Below are 24,042 nucleotides of genomic sequence, written 5' to 3'. Positions count from 1 at the left end.
CAGGGGACGCGGGCCTGGCCGGCTCGCGTCCCCGAATGTCATGCGGTTTTATCGCGTTGCCTTCATATCGGCCAGCCACGATCGACGGAGTGCCATCATGACCCCCTCTCATCTGCGGCGAGCGTTAACGGCGGGCTTGTTGGCCGCTTTCGCCTCCCTTGCACCGGCGCGCGCTGAAACGCTCGACAAGGTCACCTTCGGCACCAACTGGGTCGCCGAGGCCGAGCATGGCGGCTTCTTCCAGGCGGTCGCCGACGGCACCTACAAGAAATACGGCCTCGACGTCACCATCGTTCCCGGCGGTCCCAACGAGAACAACCGGATGCTGCTGATCGCCGGCAAGATCGATTTCTTCATGGCCGCCAACACGCTGATGTCGTTCGATGCGGTCGCCAACAACGTTCCCGTCGTGACCATCGCCGCGATCTTCCAGAAGGATCCGCAGGTGATGCTGACGCAGTCAGACGCCAAGGTCGCCAGGATCGAGGACCTCAAGCCGCTGACGCTGTTCGTCTCCAAGGAGGGGATGACCAGCTACTTCCAATGGCTGAAGTCCGAATACGGCTTCAGCGAGAAGAACGTCCGTCCCTACAATTTCAATCCGCAGCCCTTTATCGCCAACCCCAAGAGCGCCATGCAGGGTTACGTCACCTCCGAGCCGTTTGCGGTCGAGAAGGCCGCCGGCTTCAAGCCCAGCGTGCTGCTGCTCGCCGATTACGGCTTCAACACCTATTCGACGCTGATCGAGACCCGCCGCGACATCGTCGAGAAGAAGCCCGACCTCGTGCAGCGCTTCGTCGATGCCTCCACGATCGGCTGGTACAATTACATCTACCGCGACAATTCCGCCGGCAACGCCCTGATCAAGCAGCTTAACCCGGAGATGACCGACGATCTCTTAGCCTATTCCGTCGCCAAGATGAAGGAGCACGGCATCGTCGATTCCGGGGACTCCTTGAAGAACGGCATCGGCGCGATGAGCGACGAGCGCTATGCCTCCTTCTTCAACAAGATGGTCAAGGCCGGCGTCGTGAAGGCGGATCTCGATTTCCGCAAGTCCTACACGCTGCGCTTCGTCAACAAGGGCGTCGGCGTCGAGCTCCGCCCGAACAAGCCGTAGGGAATGGTAGCGAGCAAAACCTCATCCGCCGTCGAGGCCAGCCTGACGGCTCTCGCCGTCAGCCTGCGCGGCGTGACGAAGGTCTACGACAACGGCGTGATGGCGCTCGGCCCGTTCGACCTCGCTGTCCGCAAGGGCGAGTTCATCTCGCTGCTCGGACCGTCCGGCTGCGGCAAGTCGACGGTGTTGCGACTGATCGCGGAGCTCAGCGCGCCGTCGTCAGGCACCGTGCGGGTGGCTCGGCACGAGGGCGATGTGCTGCCGGGGCACGGCATCGGCTTCGTGTTCCAGGAGCCGACCCTGATGCCCTGGACCAACGTCCGCGAGAACGTGCGGCTACCCTTGAAGCTCGCAGGCGTGCCGAAAGCGGAAGGGCGCGCGCGTGCCGACGCGGCGCTGGCCAGTGTCGGCCTTGCCGATTTCGCCGACGCCTATCCGCGCGAGCTCTCCGGCGGCATGAAGATGCGGGTGTCGCTGGCGCGCGCGCTCGTCACCGATCCCGATATCCTCCTGATGGATGAGCCGTTCGCGGCGCTCGACGAGATCACGCGCTTCCGCCTCAACAACGATCTGCTCGCGCTGTGGCGGTCCTTGCGCAAGACCGTCATCTTCGTCACCCATTCGGTGTTCGAATCCGTCTACCTGTCGCAGCGCGTCGTCGTCATGACGGCGCGGCCCGGCCGTATCCAGGCCGACATCCGCATCGAGACGGTCGAGCCGCGCGGGGAGGAGTTTCGCACCTCGGCCGCCTATTCCGATTATTGCCGAAGAGTGTCGGCGGCGCTGGCGCCGTCTTATTCGGGGCAGTCGACGCTATGAGCGCGCAAGCTCCCGTGCCCGCAAGCTCGCCCCATGCGCAGCGTGCGATGCGCTTCGTGCCGCCCGTCATCGTGTTCGCAGCCGGCCTCCTTGCCTGGGAACTCGTGGTCCGCATCAAGGAGATCCCGCCTTACGTGCTGCCGGCGCCGTCGATCATCGTCCTGACGCTGATCAAGGACTGGGCGGTGCTGTCACAATCGCTCGCCACCACGCTGCTGACGACGCTCGAAGGTTTTGTCGCCGCCAGCATCGGCGGCATTGCGCTGGCGCTGCTGTTCAACCAGTCGAAATGGGTGGAATATTCGCTGTTCCCCTATGCCGTCGTGCTGCAGGTGACGCCTGTCATCGCGATCGCGCCGCTGCTCCTGATCTATCTGGAGCAGCAGACTGCGGTGGTCGTCTGCGCCTTCATCGTCGCCTTTTTTCCGGTGCTGTCCAACACCACGCTCGGGCTGAATTCGGTGGACCGCAATCTCGCCGGCCTGTTCCAGCTCTACGGCGCCTCGCCGCCACAGACCCTGCGCTTCCTGAAACTGCCCGCGGCACTGCCCTATATTCTCGGAGGCCTGCGCATCGCCGGCGGCCTGTCGCTGATCGGCGCGGTCGTTGCCGAGATCGCGGCGGGAACAGCCGGCGCCGGCTCCGGGCTCGCCTACAGGATCGCCGAGTCGGGCTATCGATTGAACATACCCCGCATGTTCGCCGCGCTGCTTTTGTTGTCGCTGGCCGGGATTGTCATCTATGGGGTGCTGGCGGTAGTTTCCCACCTCGTTTTACGGCGCTGGCACGAGAGCGCGCTTGGAAAGGAAAACTGATGTCTACCGGTTCGATTTCGTCCGAAAAGATCGATCTTTTGATTTATGGACCGGTCCGGCCGATCCTCGAGAACGGGTTTTCCGATCATTTCGTCGTGCACAAGGCCGAGACGCGAGGCGACCTCGAGCGATTGACGCCGGCGATCCGCGACAGGATCCGCGGCGTCGCCGTGACCTATCACACCGTGCGTGCGGACAGGGATTCGCTGGCGCAGCTGCCGAAGCTGGAGATGGTGGCGAGCTTCGGCGTCGGCTACGACCATGTCGACGCCAAATACGCCGCCGAGCACAATATCGTCGTCACCAACACGCCCGACGTGCTGACCGAGGAGGTCGCCGACGTCGCGATGGGCCTTCTGATCGCTACCTTGCGCGAGTTCATCAAGGCCGACCGCTATGTGCGCTCCGGGCTCTGGCAGACCCAGAACTATCCGCTCAGCGTCGGCTCGCTGCGCGACCGCAAGGTCGGCATCGTCGGCATGGGTCGGATCGGCCAGGCCATCGCGCGCCGGCTCGATGCCTCGCTGGTGCCGGTGGTCTACCACTCGCGCAATCCGTCCAAGGACGTCTCCTACAAGCACTACCCCGACCTGATCGAGATGGCGAAGGCGGTGGACACGCTGATGGTGATCGTGCCGGGCGGCGCCAGCACGAACAAGATGATCAATGCCGAGGTGCTGAAGGCGCTCGGTCCGCGCGGCGTGCTGGTCAACGTGGCCCGCGGCTCCGTGGTCGACGAGCCGGCGCTGATCCAGGCGCTGAAATCCGGCACCATCCTCGCCGCCGGCCTCGACGTGTTCGCGGCCGAGCCGAACGTGCCCGACGAGCTCAAGTCCATGCAGAACGTCGTGCTGCTGCCGCATATCGGCTCGGCCTCGGTGGTGACGCGCAACGCGATGGACCAGCTCGTCGTCGACAACCTCAAGGCCTGGTTCGCCGGCAAGGCGCCGCTGACGCCGGTTGCGGAAACGCCGGTCAAGGGGCGCGGATGAGAGTTCTTCGGGCCGCTGCATTCGCCGTCGCGGCCTACTTGGCCGCGATCGGCGCCGTCGCGGCCTATCTGGCCGCGATCGGCATCGCGCATGCGCAGGATGCGACGACCCTGAAGAAGTCGATGCCCGGACAGTGGGAGCTCTCGACCACCGAGCGCAGCAAGACCTGTGTCGTCACGCTCAAGGCTGATGCCGCAGGCCAGGGTTTCAAGCTGGAGCTGGAGCCGGCCTGCAAGACCGCGCTGCCCTTCACCAAGGACATCGTCGCCTGGAGCGTGAAGGGCCTCGACATCGTCCGCTTGCAGGATGCGACCGGCGAAGCCGTGATCGACTTCACCGAGGTCGAGGCCGGCATCTTCGAGGGCCTGCGCCAGGGCGAGGGCGTCTACATCCTGCAGGACCTCGCCGCCGCCCGCTCCATGGCGAAGTCAATGGACCAGATGATCGGCGACTGGTCGATGGTGCGCGGCAACGGCCAGCCGGTGTGCGGGCTGACGCTGACCAACACCGAAGCGGGGGGCGACAATTTCCAGGTCTTCCTCAAGCCGAGATGCGACGCGACGATCGCGCAGTTCAACCCGACGCAGTGGCGGCTCGAGCGCGGCCAGATCATCCTGATGTCGAAATCAGGCGAAGCCTGGCAGTTCGAGGCCGACGACAACGCGCAGTGGCGCCGCGTCCCCGACACCGCCGATCCCCTGATCATGCTGCGTCAGTAGGCGTCGCCGACGTGCTCGGCCTTCATGGTTCGCGACGCCCGCTTTGGCGGGCTCCTCACCATGAGGGTCTGAGATCCCGCCGCGAAACGGGACCTCATCCTGAGGGCCCGCCGTAGGCGGGCGTCTCGAAGGATGGCGGCAGACTACGTCGTCACCCTCGGCGGCGGCGCGGTGCCTTGCGCCCATTTCTCCATCTTGCCGAGCACGCCCCAGACGGCGAGTGCGAGCGAGATCGGCATCGCGAACTGGCCAAGGCCGGGCACGGCCGACACGATCGTCCCGAGCAGCCCGGCAATGCCGCTCGCATTGGGGGTTGCCGGCACCGACGAGAGCAGCGCGGTGAGCACCGAGCCGCCGATACCGAGCGCGGTCTTCTTGCCGTCGAGCAGCTTGCCGATGGTCTCGCCGAGCGCGCCGTTGACCTGGCCGAGCATGGGCTTGCCGCCGCCGTTGTTGAGCAGGGTGCTGAGCAGGTCGACGACCTGCTTCAGCTGATCGACCGGGGCGGGGCTCGTCGGGGCGACTGGTCCTGGCACGGGCGCCGTCTTGTTGATGAGGGCGAAAAGCCGTTCGAACAGGCTGACCGGGTCGTTGGTGGCAGGCAATGTGTTGCTCGGCACAATTGCCGGCAGCATTGCGCCGCTTGCCGGCGGTCGCAGCACCTGTGCGAGGTCCTCCAGCCGCTTCAGGATCTGCGACAGATCGCCGGTCTGCCCGGCGGGGCCCGGCTGCTGCATCGCGCGCGTGATCGCGGCGACCGTGGCGGCATCGAGCAGCCCGGTATCCCTCAGGCCGTTCTGTTGCTGAAACAGCGAGACGGCGGCCCTGGTCTTCGGTCCGCTGATGCCGTCCTCGGCGAGCGGCGGATTGGCGCCGAGCCTGTTGAGCGCCTGCTGCATGAGAATGACCGTCGAGGCCGCATCGTCCTCGGGCTCGGTGCGGCCGGCGAATTGCGGGCTGCCGTCGAGGGTGATCGAGGAATCGAGCGCCATCATCGCATGCAGGATCACGGCCGTGCCGAGCTGGGAATCCACGTGATTGGTGTCGAACACATGGTCGCGGACGAATTTTCCTGCCCTTGCCTCCGGCGGGCCGTACAGTGTCGAGCCGCCATAGAGATAGGGCGAATTGACGCCCTTGGCGTGATAGCCGAAGCCGTTGAACGCCTCGAGCCGGAACAGCATCCGCGCGATACACCAATCGTGCGCGCCGATGAAGTTCTGGATCCTGAACGCATCCACGGCGCCGTCCACGAACGTGGCAAACGGGCCGCGCCCCTTCGGAACGATGGTGGTCACGCGATGCAGCGACTCGCCGTTGCCGAGGTAAGTGTCGAAATCGAAGTTGGACTCGCGGTAGTGGCAGAGCGCGGCAAAAGGCCAGGGGACGCCCGTCAACCGCTCGATCTGCTGATAGGTCGCCTTGCCGTTGAGGGCCTTGCGGGCGACGGCATTCGCCTCGGCGAGGCGTCCGGGCCGGATTTCGAGATTGGCCCAATTCCGCTCATATTCGCTCTTCAAGCGCTCGAATGAGATCATTTTTCCGCTCCCGCAAATTGAATGAATTATCGAGTCTCCGTGCAAGCCAAAGTGAACCGGCTGCCGTGATCGACGCGTGAGTTCAGCGTGATCTCCGGAAAATCCGGCAATCCGCCGGCCCGGCGCATGTGAAATGGCTTACAGCGCTGGCGTGAAATCATTGGTAGAACTGGAAGCGCGGGGCGGCCACCGTCAGGGAACCGGCACGGCCGTCCATCCGTTAGCGAGGCGAGACGGTCCGGCAAGGAGCCCCCGCATGGCCAAGCGCGTCCTCGCGATCGGCATCGAACCCGGCAATGCGGACGACAGCGCATTTCCGCAGCTGACGCCCGAACATGTCCGCAGCTATATCGAGGCGCAACTGCTGCGTTTGCGCGGCCTCGGCTTCGAGGTCACGAGCTGCCTGATCGATCTCGATGCCACGGCGGAAGCCGGAGTCACGGCGGCACTGCGCGACGAGCGCTTCGACTGCATCGTGATCGGCGCCGGCCTGCGCGAGCAGAAGGAGCGTCTGCTGCTGTTCGAGAAGGTGCTGAACCTGGTCCATCGCCTGGCGCCTGACGCCGCGATCTGCTTCAACACCACGCCTGCGGACACTGTCGAGGCCGTGCAGCGCTGGGTCGAGCCGTGAGCTGACGGGCTCGTGCAGGCCAAAAATCCGCTGATTTCGGAATTCTTCCCGAACTTCGAACTTTTCTTGCGTCTTGAGCGACCAAGACGGAACGGTTCAAACTCGATCGAGCTTTGATATGAAATTCGTTGCCCTGGCTTTCTCCTGTCTTCTATTTTTTGCGATGCCTGCCAGTGCGAACGACGCGGGCACCTTCAATACGATGGTGACACTGGCCAATCGCGGAGATGCCGAGGCCCAATATCATGTCGGCATGATGCATAATAACGGTATCGGCACGCAGCAGGATCGCAGCCAGGCATTCGAGTGGTTTCAGAAATCGGCCGCGGCCAACGATCCGTTGGGGGCCTACAAGCTCGGTTGTTATTATGACGGGCAAGGCGCGAGCATCGTCGCAACTGACTCGGATCAAGCACTGAAATACAAGCTCGTTTCTGCCAAAGCGGGATATGCGCGCGCCCAGCACGACGTCGCTCTCATGTATGACCGACAAGGAAATTCAGAAGAAGCGCTGAAATGGTGGAAGCTGGCAGGCGATCAGGGACTTCCTGCCGCCCTCTTCAGCCTGTCCCGTGCGTATTCTGCCGGAAAGGGCACGCCGAGGGATCTGTCCCTGTCGTATGCCTATTTCAAACTCTCGAAGGTGGCGCCGGCCAAGAATGTCAACGAGATGGCCAGCCTGTTGTCTAAGCCGGAACTCGAGAATGCAGAAAGGCTGGTCGCTGCATGGAAGCCGCAACCGACCGCTCTGACGCTCAAGGCATTCGCCGGTATCACAGCCGCGGAAGATCATCTGAAAGCGGCCCGAAAGCCGGCGATCTGATCGGCGCTGTTCAGCCGTTCGAGATCGCCTTCAGCGACTTCGCGCGCTCCTCGGTCGCGGCCAGCGCCACGCCCGCGAAGATGACCGCGGCAAGGAGATAGGTGAATTCGAAGATCGCCGGCGCCATCAAGGGCACCGGCAGATTGTGCAGCCAGTCGCTCATGCTGTCCTTGTCATCTAATTTGCGGCTCTGGATCAACCGCATCCCGCATCCCGCGCTTGATCACCTCGCGCGGATGGACCGGAGGAATCGAGCATGTTTCCGTCGAGGTAGCTTACACCGTTAAATTGAGGCATGGTTGAATTGCTCGCTGGACCAATGAGGCTCACTGCAATACAATTCTAAAGTTTTTAAAGATTTGGATGAGGACGACGGTCATGGCCAAGCGTTCTTCTGATAATTGGTTGAAGGAACTCATTGAGAAGAGCCCACTTGTCACGTTCTGTACCGTTGCTATCGCGGTTGGGTCTACAATTTATGGCGCGATCAACTGGATGTATGCTTCGAAGCACGAAGTCGAAATAGAAAGAATGAGAGCCGTATCTCAGAGAGTGGAGACTGAGCTAAAGAGGCAATATCAAGACAAAGTTGGAGAGCTTGAGCAGGAACGGTCCCGCATACGTTTCACGGTCAATGATCTAACGTCGTTTCTTGATTTGAAGTCGCTAGTAGTAGACGAAGAGCAATTGGGTTTGAACTACAGAAGATTTCGTCCCTTGGGTATTGCTGTCCCCGTTTCTGTGCAATCGAGCTCGGCTTGGAGCTGGAAGGAGACCACGGAATTCGAGATAGTTTCGGCTAGTTTGGATCAAGCTACATCATCAAGCCTGTTTTCTGACGGTGGTGCAGGCAAGCAGCTCCAAGACATTCTTCAGCGTACAAAGGTGCAATCGTATGAAGGGCCAATCGCAATCGACGTTAAGATTGCTGGCGCTCCTCTGAATCTAAGAGCGCGTTCGATATTCGGAAGCGTCTCAAAGGCAGATTTAGATTATGTTTCCACAATCGCCAACCAAATGAAGGTGAACAGTCTATTCGCTTCTCTAGATAGTTTTAACAAGACTCTCAAAGCTATGTTGAGTAGCGATTACCAATCGTTCTACGTTCGCTTAATGAACGAGTTGTTTCCGCTCGATAAACCGTTGGCTCCAAAATCAGTTGCGACGGTCGTCGACGCGGAAACGTTAGGCAAAATTCTGTGCGATGCAGCTAAGCCGGAGCAGGTCGACGAAGTGCTGGCTGTAATCGCGACCAAGGTTTCGTCTGACAAATCGACCTCTGCAAGAATGGCGTACGAAATATGTGCCAAGGAGAAGATAGACGACGCGTCGAAGGAGGCTGTGAAGTCAAAGACAGAATCCGATATGGTTCCTATAACCAAAGACATGGACTTTTATTACGCGACACTATTTTCGGGGACATACGCGGCGCTGTTAGAGTTTGGAGAAAAAGTTTCGGTATCTGAAATCGGATTGAACAAAGACTATTTCGTTGTGAAAGGAAGTGCTGATCTAGGTGATGCCGGCAGCACAAGCGTGCGAGTATATTTCTTGAGAATTTGTGTCCGCCGCAACGATCGACTCTACTATGCAGGCTACTTGATTCCCTCAATTGACAATTTGGACGATGTCAAGACAGCCATGTCTATGGTCAGTGGCTTCAAAATATTGAAATAAGCTAGGTATCTGAATGTTGGCATTCAGATGCATGCTCTAGACGCACGTCAAATCAGCTTCATCCCCTTCAAGCTCGCATGCCCGCTTCTGCCGACGATGATGTGGTCGTGCACGGCAATCCCCAGCGGCTTTGCGATGTCGATGATCGCTTTCGTCATCTGGATGTCGGCCTGCGAGGGCGAGGGATCGCCGCTGGGGTGGTTGTGCACCAGGATCAGCGCGGTCGCCGATAATTCCAGCGCGCGCTTGATCACCTCGCGCGGATAGACCGGGGTGTGGTCGACCGTGCCGGTCTGCTGCACCTCGTCGGCGATCAGCTGGTTGCGCTTGTCGAGGAAGAGCAGGCGAAACTGCTCCTTGTCTGAAAACGCCATGCTGGTCCGGCAATAGTCGATCACCTCGTTCCAGGACGACAGCGCGTTGCGGCTATTGACCCCGCCCTTGGCGACGCGATGCGCCGCCGCGGCGATCAGCTTGAGCTGGTTGATCGCGGACTCGCCGACTCCGTCGACCTCGCGCAGCCGCGCCACCGGCGCATGCACGACCTCGGCGAACGAGCCGAACGTCTTGATCAGCGTTTTCGCCAGCGGCTTGGTATCGCGCCGCGGCAGCGCCGGAAACAGCGCCATCTCGAGCAGCTCGTAGTCGCTGAGCGCATCCGCGCCTGCACTGTAGAAGCGCTCGCGCAGCCGCTCGCGATGGCCGAGATAGTGCGGCGCGTCCTCAGGCTTGCTCTTGTCGTGGTCTGACTTGGCGGGCATCGGCCGCCAGCATTGCCTTGTCGACGAAATTTTTCAACCGACAATTGCACTGCTCTCATGGCTTCCGCATGGGGGCGGTTACGGCCATGACGCCGATGACGATAAGCATCATGCCGGCCAGCATCGACCAGGTGAAGCTTTCGCCAAGGAGCGTGGTCCCAAGCGCCACGGCGAAGCCGGCGCGCAGGTAGCTGCCGCTCGTCGTGCCGAGCGGGCCAAGCGTATGGATCAGGCGGAAGTAGATCACCATGGCGAGCGCGGTGCAGACGATGGCAAGGCCGAGCACCGCCGTGATCGCCTGCGTCGTCGGCGCCAGTGTCCAGGACCGATCGAGGACAGCGGCGATGGGCAGCATCAGGACCGCGGCGCAGCTCATCGCGCCGGCTGCCGTGACGATCGCGGGAAGGCCCGCGAACCGCTGCCCCCAGATCGGTGCGAGCGCATAGCAGAAGCTCGCAGCCAGCACGGCGGCCTGCGCCAGCGGCGCGGCGGTGCCGATCCCCGAGCGCGCGCCAACTCGCATGGTCAGGGCGACGCCCGCCAGGCCCAGCGCAACACCGATGATCTTGCGGCCGCTGATCGTCTCTCGCCCGCGTCCGGTCGACATCGCGATCGCCAGCACGAACATCGGCGGGGTCGCATTGAGCACGCCGGCGAGACCGCTGGTGATATGCGTTTCGCCCCAGCTGATCAGGGTGAAGGGCAGCGCGCTTTGCAGCAGCCCCTGCACGACGAATGCCGCCCACACCGGCCCTCGGCGCGGCAGGGCGTGTCCCTGCGCGAGAGCGATCATGATCAAGAGAACAGCCGCGATCGTCACCCGCGCCGCGACCATCGTGAAGGGCGGGATCGTCGGAAGCGCGACCTTGATGAGCGTGAATGAGCTGCCCCAGATCAGGGAGAGAAGCAGCAGGAGCCCGATCTCGAACGCGAGACGCGTTTGCCCTGATGCCGTCTGTTGCGCCTGTGTGCTCATGCGATCTGCTCCGGGATCCATCGACACCATGATCCGGAGCGGCGCTGCAGGCTGGCTGAATTCGGACCTCATCGCCCGGTCGAGTCCGATTTCAGCTACTCGGCGGGACGCCCTGAAACTATGATTTCGCCATGACGACAGGCTCGGCGCATCGGCAGACGCTGCCACCGCATCTCGACTGGGCAACCTGCGATCGGGCGCGCCTTTCGCGTGCGCGCGCTTTCGACGGCCTGTTCTTCTCCGGCGTTCGCTCGACGCGCATCTATTGCCGGCCGGTGTGTCCGGTGCGTCCGGCCCGCTCGGAGAACGTCACCTTCTATGCGACCGCGGCGGCCGCCGAGCGGGCCGGCTTTCGCCCATGCCTGCGCTGCCGGCCGGAAGCTGCGCCGGGCTCTCCCGCCTGGATGGGAACGGCGACCACCGTCGCGCGCGGCATGCGCCTGATCAATGACGGCTTTCTCGATCGCGCGACCATGACGGAGCTTGCGGACGCCCTGGGCGTCGGGCCGCGTCACCTGCTCCGCCTGTTCATGCGCCACGCCGGCGCAAGCCCGAGCGAGATCGCGGCGACCCGCCGCGTGCAGGAGGCCAAGCGGCTGATTGATCAGACTGAGATGACATTGGCGGAGATCGCGTTCGCGGCCGGCTTCGGCAGTATTCGCAGATTCAACGACGCCTTTGCCGCGACCTATAAGCGGCCGCCATCGTCATTCCGCCGGCGGCGCTAGAACAACGCGATCAGGTCCCGATCTGCTTCTCGCCGTGCCGCTCCGACAGCGTGAAAATCTCGACGCCCGTCGCCGTCACGCCGACGGAGTGCTCGAACTGCGCCGACAGCGACCGGTCGCGGGTCACCGCGGTCCAGCCGTCGGAGAGGATCTTCACATGCGGCTTGCCGAGATTGATCATCGGCTCGATGGTGAAGAACATGCCGGGCTTGAGCTGAACGCCCTCGCCGGGCCGGCCGATATGGATGATGTTCGGCTCGTCGTGGAACATGCGCCCGAGGCCATGGCCGCAGAAGTCGCGTACCACGCTCATGCCCTGCGGCTCGACGAAGCTCTGGATGGCGTGGCCGATGTCGCCGGTGGTGGCGCCGGGCTTCACCGCGGCGATGCCGCGCATCATCGCCTCATACGTCACCTCGATCAGCCGCTCGGCCTTGCGGGCGATCGGGCCGATCGCATACATCCGGCTGGAATCGCCGTACCAGCCGTCGACGATGAAGGTGACGTCGATGTTGACGATGTCGCCTTCCTTCAGCGGACGGTCGCCCGGCATGCCGTGGCAGACCACGTGGTTGAGCGAGGTGCAGGTCGAGTAGCGGTAGCCGCGATACATCAGCGTCGCCGGATAGGCACTGTTACTGAAGGCGAAGTCGCGGACGAATTCGTCGATCTTCGAGGTCGGCACGCCCGGACCGACGATGTCGGTGAGCTCGTCGAGGCATTTCGCCACCAGCGCGCCTGCCTTGCGCATGCCGGCAAAGGCGCTCGGCCCATGCAGCTTGATCTGTCCGGTCTTGCGCAGGGAGGTATCGGTGGCTTCGACGTAGCTCATGCGTGTCAAATCTTCTCGGGGCTGATCTCGATATCGGCGGAAAGGCTTGATTTCACGCTCTAATTTAATGATTGGCGGCCTTCATGCAAGCCGAAGCAGAGCGTTTTCGAGCGAAGTGGCTACCGGTTCGCGTGAAGAAAACGCGTCAAAACAAGAGCCTTGCCAGCCTTGGGGGCGAAAGTGACCTAATTCGGGACTTCTACGGTGGTTTCCACCGGCAGGGCGCCGCCGCGGATGCGGATTTCGCGGACGGGGTAGGGAACCCGGATGCCCTCGCGCTTGAAGGCGTCCCACAGCTCCAGCATCACGTCGCTCTTGACCTTGTCCATGCCGTCGGGATCGGCGATCCAGAAGGTCAGCGAGAACTTCATCCCGGCTTCGGCGAACTCGGTCAGGATGCAGGTCGGCGGCTTGCCCTTCTGCGCGCGCGGATGGGCGGCGGCGGTCTCGGCGGCGTGCGTGCAGACCAGGCGGGGATCGGCGTCGTAATTGGTGCCGAAGGCGATCTTCACCAGCGTGTTCTTGTCGGTATAGGTCCAGTTGACGACCTTCTGCGTCACCAGATCCTCGTTCGGAACCAGGAATTCGCGGCCGTCGCCGGCGGCGACGGAAATATAGCGCGTCTTCATCGCGCTGATGCGACCGGTATTGTCGCCGATGGTGACGAGATCGCCCGGCTTCACCGATTTGTCGGCGAGCAGGATGATGCCCGAGATGAAATTGGCGACGATCTTCTGCAGGCCGATACCGATGCCGACGCCGACCGCGCCGGAGAACACCGCGAGCGCCGACAGGTCGATGCCGACGGCGCCGAGCGCAATGACGATTGCGACGGCAAGAAGCCCGATGCGGATGATCTTCACCAGCAGCACCTGCACCGACGGCGTCAGATCCGTGGTCGCGTTGATCCGGCTCTCGGCGAAATTGCTCGCGATGTTGGTGAGCCAGAGCGCGATCAGCAGCAGCGCGCCGGCCTTGAGCGCCAAGAGCGGGGTCAGCCGGAGACCGCCGAGCACGATCGCGAAGGAATCCAGCAGGTCGACCGTCGCGTCGAGCTGGCCGACGATGGAGAGCGCGGCGACGAACCACGCCGCGATCGACACCAGCCTGACGATGAAGGCGTTGCGCAGCACCGAGGTCACGAGCCGGATCACGAGCCAGGCGAAGCCCAGCTTGGCTGCGACCATCAGCAGATAGCTGCGGCTCGGCCAGGTCGCGTGGTACATCACCACGCGCGAGACGATCACGAGCAGCGTGAACACCGCCGTCGAGGCGCTGGAGACCATCACCCGGGCGAAGTGCCGGAGCGGCAGCGGCCAGCGCATCGCCAGTGACGTCATGTCGACGCGGCTGCGAATGGCGGCTTCCGCGGCATAGGCGATGCCGGCCGCGGCCAGGATGAGACCGAATTGCAGGTAGAACCAGGGTGAGGAGATTTCCGCCCCGACGCTGCGTGCGGTCGTCTGCACGAACTCCATGAAGTCTTTGAGGTCCATGTCCATCGGTCTCGTCGGCAAGCGCGGGGAGGAATTGATTCGAGGGAGCCGCAGAATCCCACAAAGGGCACGGCGGGGCCATCGATACACCGGTAAGTGAAGCGCGTTAAGGCCGTAAAATACAGGCAGATTGCCGCGAGCGGAAGAAAATGGGTTGGCGCGCGAGTCCGCCGACGATAAGGATGAAATTCCAGCGATTTGTACCCGGAAGGTGGATGGCCTCCCTCGACTCCGTCAGTCTCGCCATATTGCTCGGCGCCGTCCTCGTCATGGCCGGCATCCTCTCGAGCCTGCTCGCGCTGCGCTTCGGCGCGCCCCTGCTGCTCGTCTTCCTTGTCATCGGCATGCTCGCCGGCGATTCCGGCCCCGGGCAGCTCCAATTCGACGACGTCCGCACCACCTATCTGGTCGGCTCGGTGGCGCTCGCCTTGATCCTGTTCGACGGCGGCTTGCGCACGCGCTTTGCCAGCATCCGCACCGTGCTCGCGCCCTCCGTGGTGCTCGCGACCGTCGGCGTGCTGTTGACCGCAGTGGTCACGGCGCCGTTCGCGAAATACGCGCTCGACCTCAACTGGTCGGAGTCGCTGCTGGTCGGTGCCGTGGTGGCCTCGACCGACGCGGCCGCCGTGTTCCTCCTGGTGCACACCCAGGGCCTGCGTCTGCGTCCGCGCGTCGGTGCGACGCTGGAGGCGGAGTCCGGCACCAACGATCCCTTCGCGATCTTCCTCACCTTGATGCTGGTGGAATACATCTCGGTCGGCTCGAGCTCGCCCGGCCATGTGCTGATGGAGTTCGTGCTCGAGGCGGCGCTGGGCGCCGTCGTCGGCGTGATCGGCGGGCGCCTCGTCGTGATCGCCCTCAATCAGGTGGCGCTGCCGCAGGGCCTGCATGCGCCGTTCGTGACCACGGGTGCGCTCGTGATCTTCGGCGGCTCGCAGATCATGCACGCCTCCGGCTTCCTCGCGGTCTATCTCGCCGGCATCATCATCGGCAACCGGCCGACGCGCGCGCATAATTCGGTGGTGACGTTCCTCGATGCCGCGACCTGGCTGGCGCAGATCGTGATGTTCGTGCTGCTCGGCCTGCTGGTCTCGCCGAGCCGGTTAGGGGCCAGCGTGCTGCCGGCGGTCGCCGTCGCGCTCGTGCTGATGCTGGTGGCGCGGCCGCTCGCGGTGTTCGTGTGCCTTGCGCCGTTCCGCTTCAACTGGCGCGAAAAGATCTTCATCGCCTGGACGGGCTTGCGCGGCGCGGTCGCGATCTTCCTGGCCTCGATCCCGATGCTGGTCGGGCTGTCGAAGGCCTATCTCTATTTCGATGTTGCCTTCGTCGTCGTCATCATCTCGCTGCTGCTGCAAGGCTGGACCCTGGCGCCCGCCGCGCGCAAGCTGCACGTGGCGCTGCCGCGCGCCGAGCGCGGCCCGCGCCGCGTCGAATTGGATCTGCCCGGCCAGCTCGAGCAGCAGCTGGTCGGCTATCCGGTGCGGCCCAAGAGCCTGTATTTCCGCCGCGGCCTGATCCCGTCCTGGTCCAAGCCGACGCTCGTCATCCGCAACGAGAACATCCTGACGCCGGTGGAAGCCGACCCGATCGCGCCCGGGGACTACATCTACCTGCTGGCGCCGCCGGAAAAGGCCGAGTCGCTCGACCGCTTCTTCGTCGACATGCAGCCGAGCACGGAGCCCGATCCGCACCTGCTCGGCGACTTCATGGTCTCCGGCGAGCACACGCTCGCCGAGCTCGCGGAGATCTACGGCGTGAAGGTGAGCGACGACGAGAGCAAGCTCACGCTCGCCGACTATTTCGACGTCCATCTCGACCGCGCGCCGAAGGAGGGCGCCGAGCTCGCGCTGGACGAGATCGTGCTTGTCGCGCGCTCGATCTCCGGCGGCCGCGTCAACGTCGTCGGCCTCCGCCTGCCCGAAGAAGACGAGACGCCCGCGCCACTGACGCGCGCGCAGGCGCTGCGCAAGAAGCTTGCGGAGCTGTGGACCTCGGTGGCGGGGGTCTAGTCTCTCCGTCGTTCTGCAGCTGCCGTAGGGTGGGCAAAGGCGCCCTTGCGCCGTGCCCACCAACAGAAAAGACGGTGGGCACGGCGCAAGAGCGCCTTTGCCCACCCGAAGGCTATGACACCGGTGATCGGATCTCGATGCAGGTCGCGCTCGATGTCGCGAGCGATCTTGGCGTTGTGACGGTCTCGCACACGAACTTCCTCGGCGACGAATGGGAGGTCGACGGACGCGACCGTGCCGGCCGCTGGATGGAGGTCTATGTCGACGCGAGAACGGGCAAGGTGCGCAACGTCGAGCGCGGCTGGTAGCTATTTCGTAGCCCGGATGGAGCCAACGGGTCGGCGCGAAGCGCCGCCCGATGACAGGCTCCGCGTAATCCGGGGAAGTCTCCCGGCGGAAAGTCCCGGATTGCGCTGCGCTCCATCCGGGCTACGGCACCTTCATCCGGCCGACGCCTCACGTCAGCACCTTCACCCCGCCGAAACTCGTCACGCGGCCCTGCTTCAGCATCACGATCTGCGTCGCGAGCTGGCGCAGCTCGGCGGCGTCGTGGCTGACATAGACCATGGGTACGTTGGCTTCGTCCCGCAGCCGCACCAGATAAGGCAGGATCTCGAGCTTGCGGCCCTCGTCGAGCGCGCCGAGCGGCTCGTCGAGCAGCAAGAGGCGCGGCTTCGACAACAGCGCGCGTCCGAGCGCGACGCGCTGGCGCTCGCCGCCGGAGAGCTTTCCGGGACGGCGATCGAGCAGCGCGCCGATGTCGAGCAGGTCGATGATGCGCTTCTGCTGGACAGGATCGGACGGCAGGCGGTTCATCCGCCGTCCGTAGTCGAGATTCTGCGCGACGTTGAGATGCGGAAACAGCCGCGCGTCCTGGAACACGTAGCCGATGCGGCGGCGCCAGGCCGGGACATGGATGCCGGCTGCGGTGTCGTCGACGGTTTCGCCGTCGATCACGATGGTGCCGCGGTCCGGCCGCAGCAGCCCTGCGATCATGTTGACCAGTGACGTCTTGCCGGCGCCCGAGGCGCCGAACAGGCCGATGGCACGGCCTTCGCTGCTGAACGCTGCATGCAGCGAGAATTCGCCGAGCTGTTTTTCGATGTCGACGCGCAGCATGGTCAGTTTCCGTGCAGCCGCGCGGTGGCGCGGCGGGCGAACCACTCGGCGGCAATCAATGCGCCCAGCGCCAGCACGGTCGAGACGATCACCAGCCGTCCCGCCGCGGCATCGCCGTCCGGCGTCTGGATCAGCGAATAGATCGCCGAGGAAATCGTCTGGGTCTCGCCGGGAATGTTGGAGACGAAGGTGATGGTGGCGCCGAACTCGCCGATCGCCTTGGCAAAGCCCAGCACCATGCCGGCGAGCACGCCGGGCAGCGCCAGCGGCAACGTCACCGTGAAGAACACTTTCCACGGCGCCGCGCCGAGCGTCTCCGCGGCCTGCTCGAGCCGGCGGTCGATCGCCTCGATCGACAGCCGCATCGGGCGCACCAGCAGCGGAAACGACATCACGCCGCAGGCGAGCGCCGCGCCAGTCCAGCGGAATGCGAAGACGATGCCGAGATGGTCGGCGAGAAAGCCGCCGACGAGGCCGCGCCGGCCGAACGTCAGCAGGAGCAGATAGCCGGTGACGACAGGCGGCAACACGAGAGGCAGATGCACGACGGCGTCGAGCAGCGACTTGCCCCAGAAGTCACGCCGCGCGAGCAGCCATGCCAGCGCGATGCCGAATGGCGTCGCCACCAGCGTTGCGATGACGGCGACCCTGAGCGAGAGCAGGATCGCCGTCCATTCGGCGGGGGAAATCTCAGACATCAAGCCGCAGATATCACGTCGCAAGACTTAAGTTGTGGGACTGATCAGGAACTTGAAGCCGTATTTTTCCAGAATGGTCTTGGCCGCCGTCGAGCGCAGGAAGGCGAGATAGTCATTCGTCTCCGGCTTGGCGATGGTGGTCGCCGCGACCGGATAGATGATCGCGGGATGCGAATCCGCCGGGAAGGTGCCGACGATCTTCACGCCCGGCTCGACCTTGGCGTCGGTGGAATAAACGATGCCGAGATTGGCCTCGCCGCGGGCGACCAGCGTCAGCGCCGCGCGCACGCTCTCGGCCATCGCGAATTTCGGCTCCGCGGCCCGCCAGGCGCCGAGCTTTTCCAGCGCCGCCTTGGCATATTTGCCTGCTGGTACCGATTTGACGTCGCCGGTCGCGATCCTGCCGTCGCCGGCGAGCTTGGCGAGATCGAAGCCTTGCGCGATCGTCACGTTGTCGATCCTGGAATCCTTCGGCGCGATCAGCACGATGCTGTTGCCGAGCAGGTTGACCCTGGAAGGCTCGTTGATGGTCTTCTTGGCGATCGCGTAGTCCATCCAGTCGGTGTCGGCCGAGACGAACACATCGGCCGGCGCGCCCTGCTCGATCTGCTTGGCCAGCGCCGAGCTTGCCGCATAGCTGACGCTGAACTTGACGCCGGTCTTGGCGGTGTAGGCGGCGTCGATCTCGTCCAGCGCGTTCTTCATCGAGGCCGCGGCGAACACGGTGATGGTCTTGTCCTCGGCCGCGGCGGGCGAGAGGGCCGTGCCGGCGAGGATGACGAAGGCAGTGAGAAGTCCTGATAGGCGAAACATGGGAGAGCGCTCCGTGCGAGTCCCGCACGCAGGATGCATGCGCAGGACTGGCGTTGGTGGGTAGGTCGCGACGGGTGGAAGCGCTGCTCCACGGGCCCGGCTGCGGCTTACGGCCGGCAGGGATATCGCAATTGCGAAGATAGCAGGCTGGCGCCCGAGGTCAAAGGGCTACCGATTGTCCCCTATTGCGCCGGCAGGGTCGCGGTCGCGACCACCGCTGAGGGCGCCGGCTTGAGCACCAATCACCTCGTTTGCCATCGCGGACAGGCGCCGCAATCACCGCTCTCGTCCCGGACAAGCGTAGCTCTAGACAACGCGCAGCGTTGTCCGGAGCGAAGCGCCGATCCGGGACCCATAGCCACAGGCGGGTGTGGTTACGGGGATTCGGACTGACCTGCTTCGCGCAACAAATTCTCCCTGGGGGTATGGGTCCCGGATCGGCGCTGGCTTGGGGCGCGCTTGTCCGGGACGACAGCGGCGGGGCGGCGGCGTTGACGAAGATGCGCTGCGCCGCCGGCTTCCGCGCCGCAATCTGCATCTAGCTCCGTTGAATGGAGATTTGTCCTAGAAGGGAAAGGCGGCCTGCGCCTTGGCACTCCAGAGCGTGTAATCGCGGCCCAGCCCGCCGACTTCACCGCCGAGCGAGACCCGCGGTCCTCCTGCGAATGTCATCGCCGCGCCCGAGGTGACGCGTGCCGACCAGGACTGGAGGACGATGAACGGAACCGTGGCGATCGCGGAAAGCCCGCTGGTATCGGTCCCGTCCTTGCTGAAATAGTAGTCGGCGTAGATGCCGACATAGGGCGCGATGGTGAAATCGGACCCGATCATCCAGGACCGCGCGGCCTTCAGGCCGGTGCTGGCGCGGCCGGAGGAGAAATTTCGGTCGGTCTGCAAGGTACCAAGGCTGTCCGTATAGCCATCCTGATGCTCCCACAGCGCGTAGACGCGCGCCGACGGTTCGAGGTCGACATCGGCAAGCCGGTAGTTGCCGGTCAGGCCCGCCGACACGAGCACGCGCCGGCCGGGCAACGAAGCCGCGGCCGTCCCGGCCGTCAGCGAATAGTCGAGTCCGGTATAGGCCACGGCGGCATCGAGGCGGAGACGATTCCAGAGCCGCCAGCCGAGATAGGCGCCGCCAGTCCAGCCGTCGCCGCGGAGCCGGGCGGTGAGAAAGGCCGAGTCATATCGGAAGTTCTCGTAACCAACGAGCATGCCGATCAAGACGTCGGGCGTCAGCTTGCGGGTCAGGCCGGCCGCCACATTGATCTGACCGCCGGAGAGATCGTTCGCGGTGCCGGAGTTGTTGCGAATGCCGCCTCCGCGCACATCGATCCAGGCCTGCCAGTCGCGCTGCGCGACGCGCGGCGACGCTTTCGTCGCCGGCCGGGCGCTACCCGCGTAAGCGAGCGCCGAGAAGGCATCGTCGACTCGGTCGTTGGTCGGCGACCGCATGGCCCCGAACGGTCCTCGTCTGCCACCGTCATCGTCGGCCGCGGCGAAGTTGAACCGCATGCCGTCACCGTTCGACATCACCGGCGACGGATTGTCGGAGAAGCCATCCGCGATCGCGCCATCGATGGCGCCGGAGATGGCTTGGCCCGAAATCTGCGCCACGGTCCTGGTCGCGACGATCTGCATCGAGCGCAGCCTGCTGCTGTCGGCCGGCACATTCACCATCTGGGCAAGCGCTGCGGACGCAGACCCGGAGAACCCGGGGCCGGCATTATATGTCGCCGTGATGTTGTGCGTCCCGACCGAGAGCGATGCCGTTGTCAGGGTGGCAACGCCCCCGCTCAGGGCAACGGTACCGAACACGACGCCGCCGTCGCTGAAGGTCATCGTGCCGGACGGAGAACCGCCGCTGCTTGCCACCGATGCACTGAATGCCACGGCCTGCCCGGACTGGCTCGGGTTCGGCGACGACGTCAGGGTCACCGACGTGCTGGCGTTGGTATAGGTGAAGCCGCCGGAGAGCGTGCTGCTGCCGACATTGTTCGTGACGACCACATCGACCGCCCCCGCGGCATGCGCCGGGACGACGGCGGTGATTTGCGTGCCGTTGTTGACGGTGAAGGAGGTCGCTGCGCTGCTGCCGAACGCCACGGCCGTGACAAAAGCGAAGCCAGTGCCGGTGATGACGACTGACGTGCCGCCTAGCGCCGCGCCGGTGTTAGGGCTGACCGAGGAGACGGTCGGCGCCGGCGCATTGACGCAGAGGCCGGCGACACTATCCCCCGGATAGAGTGTGCCGCCAAAATGCAGCGCGTCCGATGTATCCGCCGGCACGACGTAGGTCAAAGCCGTTGTGGTCGGACCCGCCAAGACCGCGAACGCCGTACCATCTATCAGAGACATGAAACTGTTCCCGGAATTGTTCGTAAGGGTGAGCGTGATCGTGTCGCCTCGGACAAATCCTGTCCCCGGCGTGACCACGCCGAGGGGTGTAATGCTGATCGCATCACAGCCCGGCGAAGCCATTGCGGCATCCAGCCAGCCAAACGCCGCGCACAGCGATGCCAGCGCCACCAACGCCTTCCGAACGATCCGCATTCCAGTCCCCCGGTCTGTCGCGCCAGAGGCGCGGCAGACGTGCCGCAAGTCCGATGCCGCTGCATAGCAGGCAGCTCAGTGGGGCAATGTGCCCAGAATCTCATGCTCACATCTCGGACAAATGCTGGTGCCGAAACGACACAATCACCGGCAGCGGACGGCCGCTGCCAACCCCTCGTCGGTTGCGTGTCGCTGTTCGGCTGAGTACAGATGAACAACGAGGTTGGCGCTCGGCCCGGGGCACCAGCAGATAAGGCCACGCGACCTTGCCGCGTTGAGCAGCGATGCGGACAAAGGACATATGAGCAAGCTGGCGGTAGCGCCCCCCGGAATCGGCAGACAGGCGCTGGCGGCACTTCGCGCGGCGACGTCGGATATCTGCGACGTCATCCCGCTCGACGCGCCGGACGACTTTTACCTGTTGTCCGCGACGAAGATGACCGGCAAGGGCATGCTGGTCGAGAGTGTGACTTCGCCGCTCGAATATGATCGCACGGCCGCGCATATCGCGCGTGGCGGTCTCGATCATTATCACATCACCCTTTGCTCCCAGGGACAGATACGGTTTGCCTCGGGGCGCCGCGAAATAGCGCTGCGCCCCGGTGACGTCTGCCTGATCGACATGGCGCAGCCGAGCCGCACCTGGCTGACGGGGACGGGCGGGGAACGTTCGCGGCAGACCTCGCTGATCCTGCCGCGTCCGGTGCTCGCCCCGCGGCTGGCGCACCCGGATTCGTCTTCGGCGACGCTTCTGCCGGGATGCGATCGTCGTGCGCGTCTCCTCGCCGATCAGTTTGCGGCGCTTTGGCAACAACCGGAAACCGTCGACGCAGCCGCCGTGACCGCGGTGATCGTCGATGGCATATGCGACGTCATCGCAGAAGTCGCCGGCCGTGCGGCCGACGCTCATGGCGATGTCGGGCGGGCGGAACGCCGACTACTCCTGGCAGCGATCAAGCAGCATATCGACGCCAATCTCCACACCGGCGCGCTCAGTGCGGACGATCTCTGCAGCCGCTTTCGATTGTCTCGCGCCAGCCTCTACCGGCTGTTCGAGGCCGATGGAGGACTTGCGCACTACGTGCAGGATCAGCGGCTCAATCGCGCTTTGCTTCTGCTCATTTCGCCGGCGGCGCGAAGTAGACGCTTGATCGATCTTGCGGTCGAACTGCAATTCAGCGGCGATTCCACCTTTGTCCGGGCCTTCCGCCGCCAGTTCGGCTTGACGCCGGGCGAAATCAGGGACCGCGCCGAGGCATGGTCCCGTGAAACAAGCGCGGCCGACGGTCCGCTCCATGTTCTCGGCCGGCGGTGATTAGGCGGCAGCGTCAATCTCCCCTCGTCGTCCCGGACAAGCGCAGCTCTGGACAACGCGTAGCGTTGTCTGGAGCGGAGCGCCGATCCGGGACCCATAGCCACAGGCGGGTGTGGGAACGGAGATTCGGAGTTACCAGCTCGCGCCCCAACCACTCCCTGTGGTTATGGGTCCCGGGTTCGCTTCGCGCCCCGGGACGACAGCGGTAGGTGAGGCGGCAGCTTACACTACGGTTTCGCATCGCCCGCGTGCAGCACCGCCTTGCAGGCCGCCGGCATCTGCGCCAGCGTCATCGGCGGCTTCGGCTTTGGCGGCTCCGGCGGCGGCTTGGGGTGCAGCACTGCGTCGGAGAACCAGTAGGCGAGATCGGCGGGCTTGCAGCCTTCGTCCTCGGCCTGTGACGGCTGGCCCTCGCATTCGCCGGCGCCCGCCGGGCAGCGCATGCGGATGTGGAAGTGGTAGTCGTGGCCCCACCAGGGGCGGATCTTCGACAGCCACGCGCGGTCGCCCTTGGCCTCGCGGCACAGCGCCTTCTTGATCGCGGCGTTGACGAAGATGCGCTGCACGGCGGGCTCCCGCGCCGCATCGCGTAGCACCAGCACATGGCCTGGCGTGAACACCCTGGGGTCGACGTCGAGCCGGTCCGGGCGCACCATCATCACTGCCGACATGTCCTCGCGCTCCTCGCGCGAGAGCCGGCGGTCCGGCATCGGCGTCAGCCAGATGTCGGCATCGAGACCGATCTGGTGGCTGGCATGGCCAGACAGCGCCGGGCCGCCGCGCGGCTGGGCGATATCGCCGACCAGGATGCCGGGCCATCCCGCGTCCTTGTGCGCCTTCGCGGCGAGCCGCTTGACCAGCGCGATCAGGTCGGGATGGCCAAAGTTGCGATTGCGCGACAGCCGCATCACCTGCCAACGGTCGCCGTTGACCGGCATCTGGTCCGCGCCGCCGATGCAGCCCTTGGTGTAGGAGCCGATGACATGGGCCGGCCCTTTCGACGGCAGCAGCTTTCGCGCGAACAGCTCCTTGGCGGCGAGATCGGGATCGTTCGGATTGGCGAGCGGCGGCAACGGCTTCGGATTGATGCTGCCCTTGTCCTGGGCCGGCGCGCCGCTGGCGCCCAGGAGAGCGAACGAGAGCAGGAGGAGGGTGATGCCGCGGCGACTCATGCTGACGTCCTTATAGCCCAATGCTGCATCAGGGTTAAGGATGAGACGTCGAGCCGGCTACCGGCGTGAGAGTTCGCCCAAATCGCGTCTCGAGCCGCCGTTTCTTAACGGAGCAATAACCGTATCCTGCATTGACCAAAATTCGTGCGCGGCGTGAGGAAAATCTGGAGCTCGCATGCAATTGTGCGCGATTTCGGAACTGATTCAGGCGCGCGCGCAATTTTGCGCCAGATCGATCATTGATTGCGGTGCGGGACTCGGTCTGACGGCGCCTGCCGCCGCGACCGCGCCGCGCAAACAGGCAGCAAGGTCCGCCGCGCGCGGACCGCCGCCGGGCAAGATTACTTTTTTTTCAGACACTTGCCTCAAAACTTGCGGCCGCTGGGCGCGACTGGACGAGTGAAGTTGAGTTTGGGGTCTCGAAAAACAAAAAAGC

The 24,042-nt window shown here is 64.2% G+C and carries 23 protein-coding genes; 12 read left to right on the top strand and 11 right to left on the bottom strand.

Annotated elements, in window-relative coordinates; translation table 11 throughout:
- Positions 1–97: 97 nt before the first annotated feature.
- The 5 genes from JQ566_RS32590 to JQ566_RS32570 are packed head-to-tail and all read left to right on the top strand — an operon-like array spanning position 98 to position 4,465.
- Positions 98–1,120: an ABC transporter substrate-binding protein gene (locus JQ566_RS32590; RefSeq protein ID WP_212380040.1), complete on the top strand. Its 1,023-nt coding sequence runs from the start codon at positions 98–100 to the stop codon at positions 1,118–1,120.
- A 3-nt stretch (positions 1,121–1,123) separates the two neighbouring features.
- Positions 1,124–1,939, top strand: coding sequence for an ABC transporter ATP-binding protein (locus JQ566_RS32585; protein WP_212380038.1), 816 nt, complete (start codon positions 1,124–1,126; stop codon positions 1,937–1,939).
- Positions 1,936–2,754, top strand: coding sequence for an ABC transporter permease (locus JQ566_RS32580; RefSeq protein ID WP_212380036.1), 819 nt, complete (start codon positions 1,936–1,938; stop codon positions 2,752–2,754). The genes JQ566_RS32585 and JQ566_RS32580 overlap by 4 nt, the downstream gene beginning before the upstream one ends.
- Positions 2,754–3,746: a 2-hydroxyacid dehydrogenase gene (locus JQ566_RS32575; RefSeq protein ID WP_212380034.1), complete on the top strand. Its 993-nt coding sequence runs from the start codon at positions 2,754–2,756 to the stop codon at positions 3,744–3,746. The genes JQ566_RS32580 and JQ566_RS32575 overlap by 1 nt, the downstream gene beginning before the upstream one ends.
- Entirely contained in the window at positions 3,743–4,465 is a 723-nt protein-coding gene (locus JQ566_RS32570) for an AprI/Inh family metalloprotease inhibitor (RefSeq protein WP_212380032.1), read from the top strand. The genes JQ566_RS32575 and JQ566_RS32570 overlap by 4 nt, the downstream gene beginning before the upstream one ends.
- Before the next feature lie 143 nt (positions 4,466–4,608).
- Here JQ566_RS32570 and JQ566_RS32565 read toward each other — a convergent pair whose 3' ends face one another.
- Positions 4,609–6,003 carry a peptidoglycan-binding protein gene (locus JQ566_RS32565; protein WP_212380030.1) on the bottom strand — a complete coding sequence of 465 codons (1,395 nt, stop codon included), beginning with the start codon at positions 6,001–6,003 and terminating at the stop codon, positions 4,609–4,611.
- A 256-nt stretch (positions 6,004–6,259) separates the two neighbouring features.
- Between JQ566_RS32565 and JQ566_RS32560 the strand changes: the two genes are divergently transcribed.
- Positions 6,260–6,634, top strand: a complete 375-nt coding sequence (locus tag JQ566_RS32560; protein WP_212380028.1) for a hypothetical protein — start codon at positions 6,260–6,262, stop codon at positions 6,632–6,634.
- A 118-nt stretch (positions 6,635–6,752) separates the two neighbouring features.
- Positions 6,753–7,457, top strand: a complete 705-nt coding sequence (locus tag JQ566_RS32555) for a tetratricopeptide repeat protein (RefSeq protein WP_212380026.1) — start codon at positions 6,753–6,755, stop codon at positions 7,455–7,457.
- A gap of 10 nt (positions 7,458–7,467) precedes the next feature.
- On the opposite strand, the gene JQ566_RS32550 is transcribed toward JQ566_RS32555, so the two are convergent.
- Positions 7,468–7,662, bottom strand: coding sequence for a hypothetical protein (locus tag JQ566_RS32550; protein WP_212380078.1), 195 nt, complete (start codon positions 7,660–7,662; stop codon positions 7,468–7,470).
- Positions 7,663–7,835: 173 nt separating this feature from the next.
- On the opposite strand from JQ566_RS32550, the gene JQ566_RS32545 reads away from it, so the two are divergent.
- Positions 7,836–9,134 (top strand): hypothetical protein, encoded by a 1,299-nt coding sequence (locus tag JQ566_RS32545; RefSeq protein ID WP_212380023.1) that lies wholly within the window; start codon positions 7,836–7,838, stop codon positions 9,132–9,134.
- 47 nt (positions 9,135–9,181) lie between these two features.
- Here JQ566_RS32545 and radC read toward each other — a convergent pair whose 3' ends face one another.
- Together radC and JQ566_RS32535 are read right to left on the bottom strand one after the other, a co-directional pair.
- The gene (gene radC / locus JQ566_RS32540) at positions 9,182–9,895 is read right to left on the bottom strand and encodes a RadC family protein (protein ID WP_212380020.1); all 714 of its coding nucleotides are present in this window, start codon (positions 9,893–9,895) and stop codon (positions 9,182–9,184) included.
- A 55-nt stretch (positions 9,896–9,950) separates the two neighbouring features.
- Positions 9,951–10,871 carry a DMT family transporter gene (locus JQ566_RS32535; protein ID WP_212380019.1) on the bottom strand — a complete coding sequence of 307 codons (921 nt, stop codon included), beginning with the start codon at positions 10,869–10,871 and terminating at the stop codon, positions 9,951–9,953.
- A 131-nt stretch (positions 10,872–11,002) separates the two neighbouring features.
- Here JQ566_RS32535 and JQ566_RS32530 point away from each other — a divergent pair, with 131 nt between their 5' ends.
- Positions 11,003–11,599, top strand: coding sequence for a bifunctional transcriptional activator/DNA repair enzyme AdaA (locus JQ566_RS32530; RefSeq protein WP_212380016.1), 597 nt, complete (start codon positions 11,003–11,005; stop codon positions 11,597–11,599).
- Positions 11,600–11,609: 10 nt separating this feature from the next.
- On the opposite strand, the gene map is transcribed toward JQ566_RS32530, so the two are convergent.
- The gene (gene map / locus JQ566_RS32525; RefSeq protein ID WP_212380014.1) at positions 11,610–12,431 is read right to left on the bottom strand and encodes a type I methionyl aminopeptidase; all 822 of its coding nucleotides are present in this window, start codon (positions 12,429–12,431) and stop codon (positions 11,610–11,612) included.
- A gap of 185 nt (positions 12,432–12,616) precedes the next feature.
- Positions 12,617–13,933 (bottom strand): mechanosensitive ion channel family protein, encoded by a 1,317-nt coding sequence (locus tag JQ566_RS32520; protein ID WP_212380012.1) that lies wholly within the window; start codon positions 13,931–13,933, stop codon positions 12,617–12,619.
- A gap of 209 nt (positions 13,934–14,142) precedes the next feature.
- Between JQ566_RS32520 and JQ566_RS32515 the strand changes: the two genes are divergently transcribed.
- Positions 14,143–15,936 carry a potassium/proton antiporter gene (locus JQ566_RS32515; RefSeq protein ID WP_212380010.1) on the top strand — a complete coding sequence of 598 codons (1,794 nt, stop codon included), beginning with the start codon at positions 14,143–14,145 and terminating at the stop codon, positions 15,934–15,936.
- A 74-nt stretch (positions 15,937–16,010) separates the two neighbouring features.
- Positions 16,011–16,244, top strand: a complete 234-nt coding sequence (locus JQ566_RS32510) for a PepSY domain-containing protein (RefSeq protein ID WP_249139943.1) — start codon at positions 16,011–16,013, stop codon at positions 16,242–16,244.
- A gap of 148 nt (positions 16,245–16,392) precedes the next feature.
- On the opposite strand, the gene modC is transcribed toward JQ566_RS32510, so the two are convergent.
- The 4 genes from modC to JQ566_RS32490 all read right to left on the bottom strand — a co-directional run bounded on the left by modC (position 16,393) and on the right by JQ566_RS32490 (position 20,924).
- Complete coding sequence (gene modC / locus JQ566_RS32505) at positions 16,393–17,055, bottom strand: molybdenum ABC transporter ATP-binding protein (protein ID WP_212380008.1); 663 nt, start codon at positions 17,053–17,055, stop codon at positions 16,393–16,395.
- Positions 17,056–17,057: 2 nt separating this feature from the next.
- Complete coding sequence (modB, locus tag JQ566_RS32500; protein WP_212380006.1) at positions 17,058–17,753, bottom strand: molybdate ABC transporter permease subunit; 696 nt, start codon at positions 17,751–17,753, stop codon at positions 17,058–17,060.
- Between the two features lie 27 nt (positions 17,754–17,780).
- Positions 17,781–18,566 (bottom strand): molybdate ABC transporter substrate-binding protein, encoded by a 786-nt coding sequence (modA, locus tag JQ566_RS32495; RefSeq protein WP_212380003.1) that lies wholly within the window; start codon positions 18,564–18,566, stop codon positions 17,781–17,783.
- 564 nt (positions 18,567–19,130) lie between these two features.
- Positions 19,131–20,924: an autotransporter domain-containing protein gene (locus JQ566_RS32490; RefSeq protein WP_212380001.1), complete on the bottom strand. Its 1,794-nt coding sequence runs from the start codon at positions 20,922–20,924 to the stop codon at positions 19,131–19,133.
- Positions 20,925–21,420: 496 nt separating this feature from the next.
- Here JQ566_RS32490 and JQ566_RS32485 point away from each other — a divergent pair, with 496 nt between their 5' ends.
- Positions 21,421–22,434 carry a helix-turn-helix domain-containing protein gene (locus tag JQ566_RS32485; protein ID WP_212379999.1) on the top strand — a complete coding sequence of 338 codons (1,014 nt, stop codon included), beginning with the start codon at positions 21,421–21,423 and terminating at the stop codon, positions 22,432–22,434.
- Between the two features lie 227 nt (positions 22,435–22,661).
- Here the strand turns inward: JQ566_RS32485 and mepA are convergent, their stop codons facing one another.
- Positions 22,662–23,606, bottom strand: coding sequence for a penicillin-insensitive murein endopeptidase (gene mepA, locus JQ566_RS32480; RefSeq protein WP_212379997.1), 945 nt, complete (start codon positions 23,604–23,606; stop codon positions 22,662–22,664).
- Between the last annotated feature and the right edge of the window lie 436 nt (positions 23,607–24,042).

Source organism: Bradyrhizobium sp. SZCCT0231 (assembly GCF_018130245.1).
GTDB lineage: Bacteria > Pseudomonadota > Alphaproteobacteria > Rhizobiales > Xanthobacteraceae > Bradyrhizobium > Bradyrhizobium japonicum_F.
This window is presented reverse-complemented; position numbering and strand designations above follow the sequence as displayed.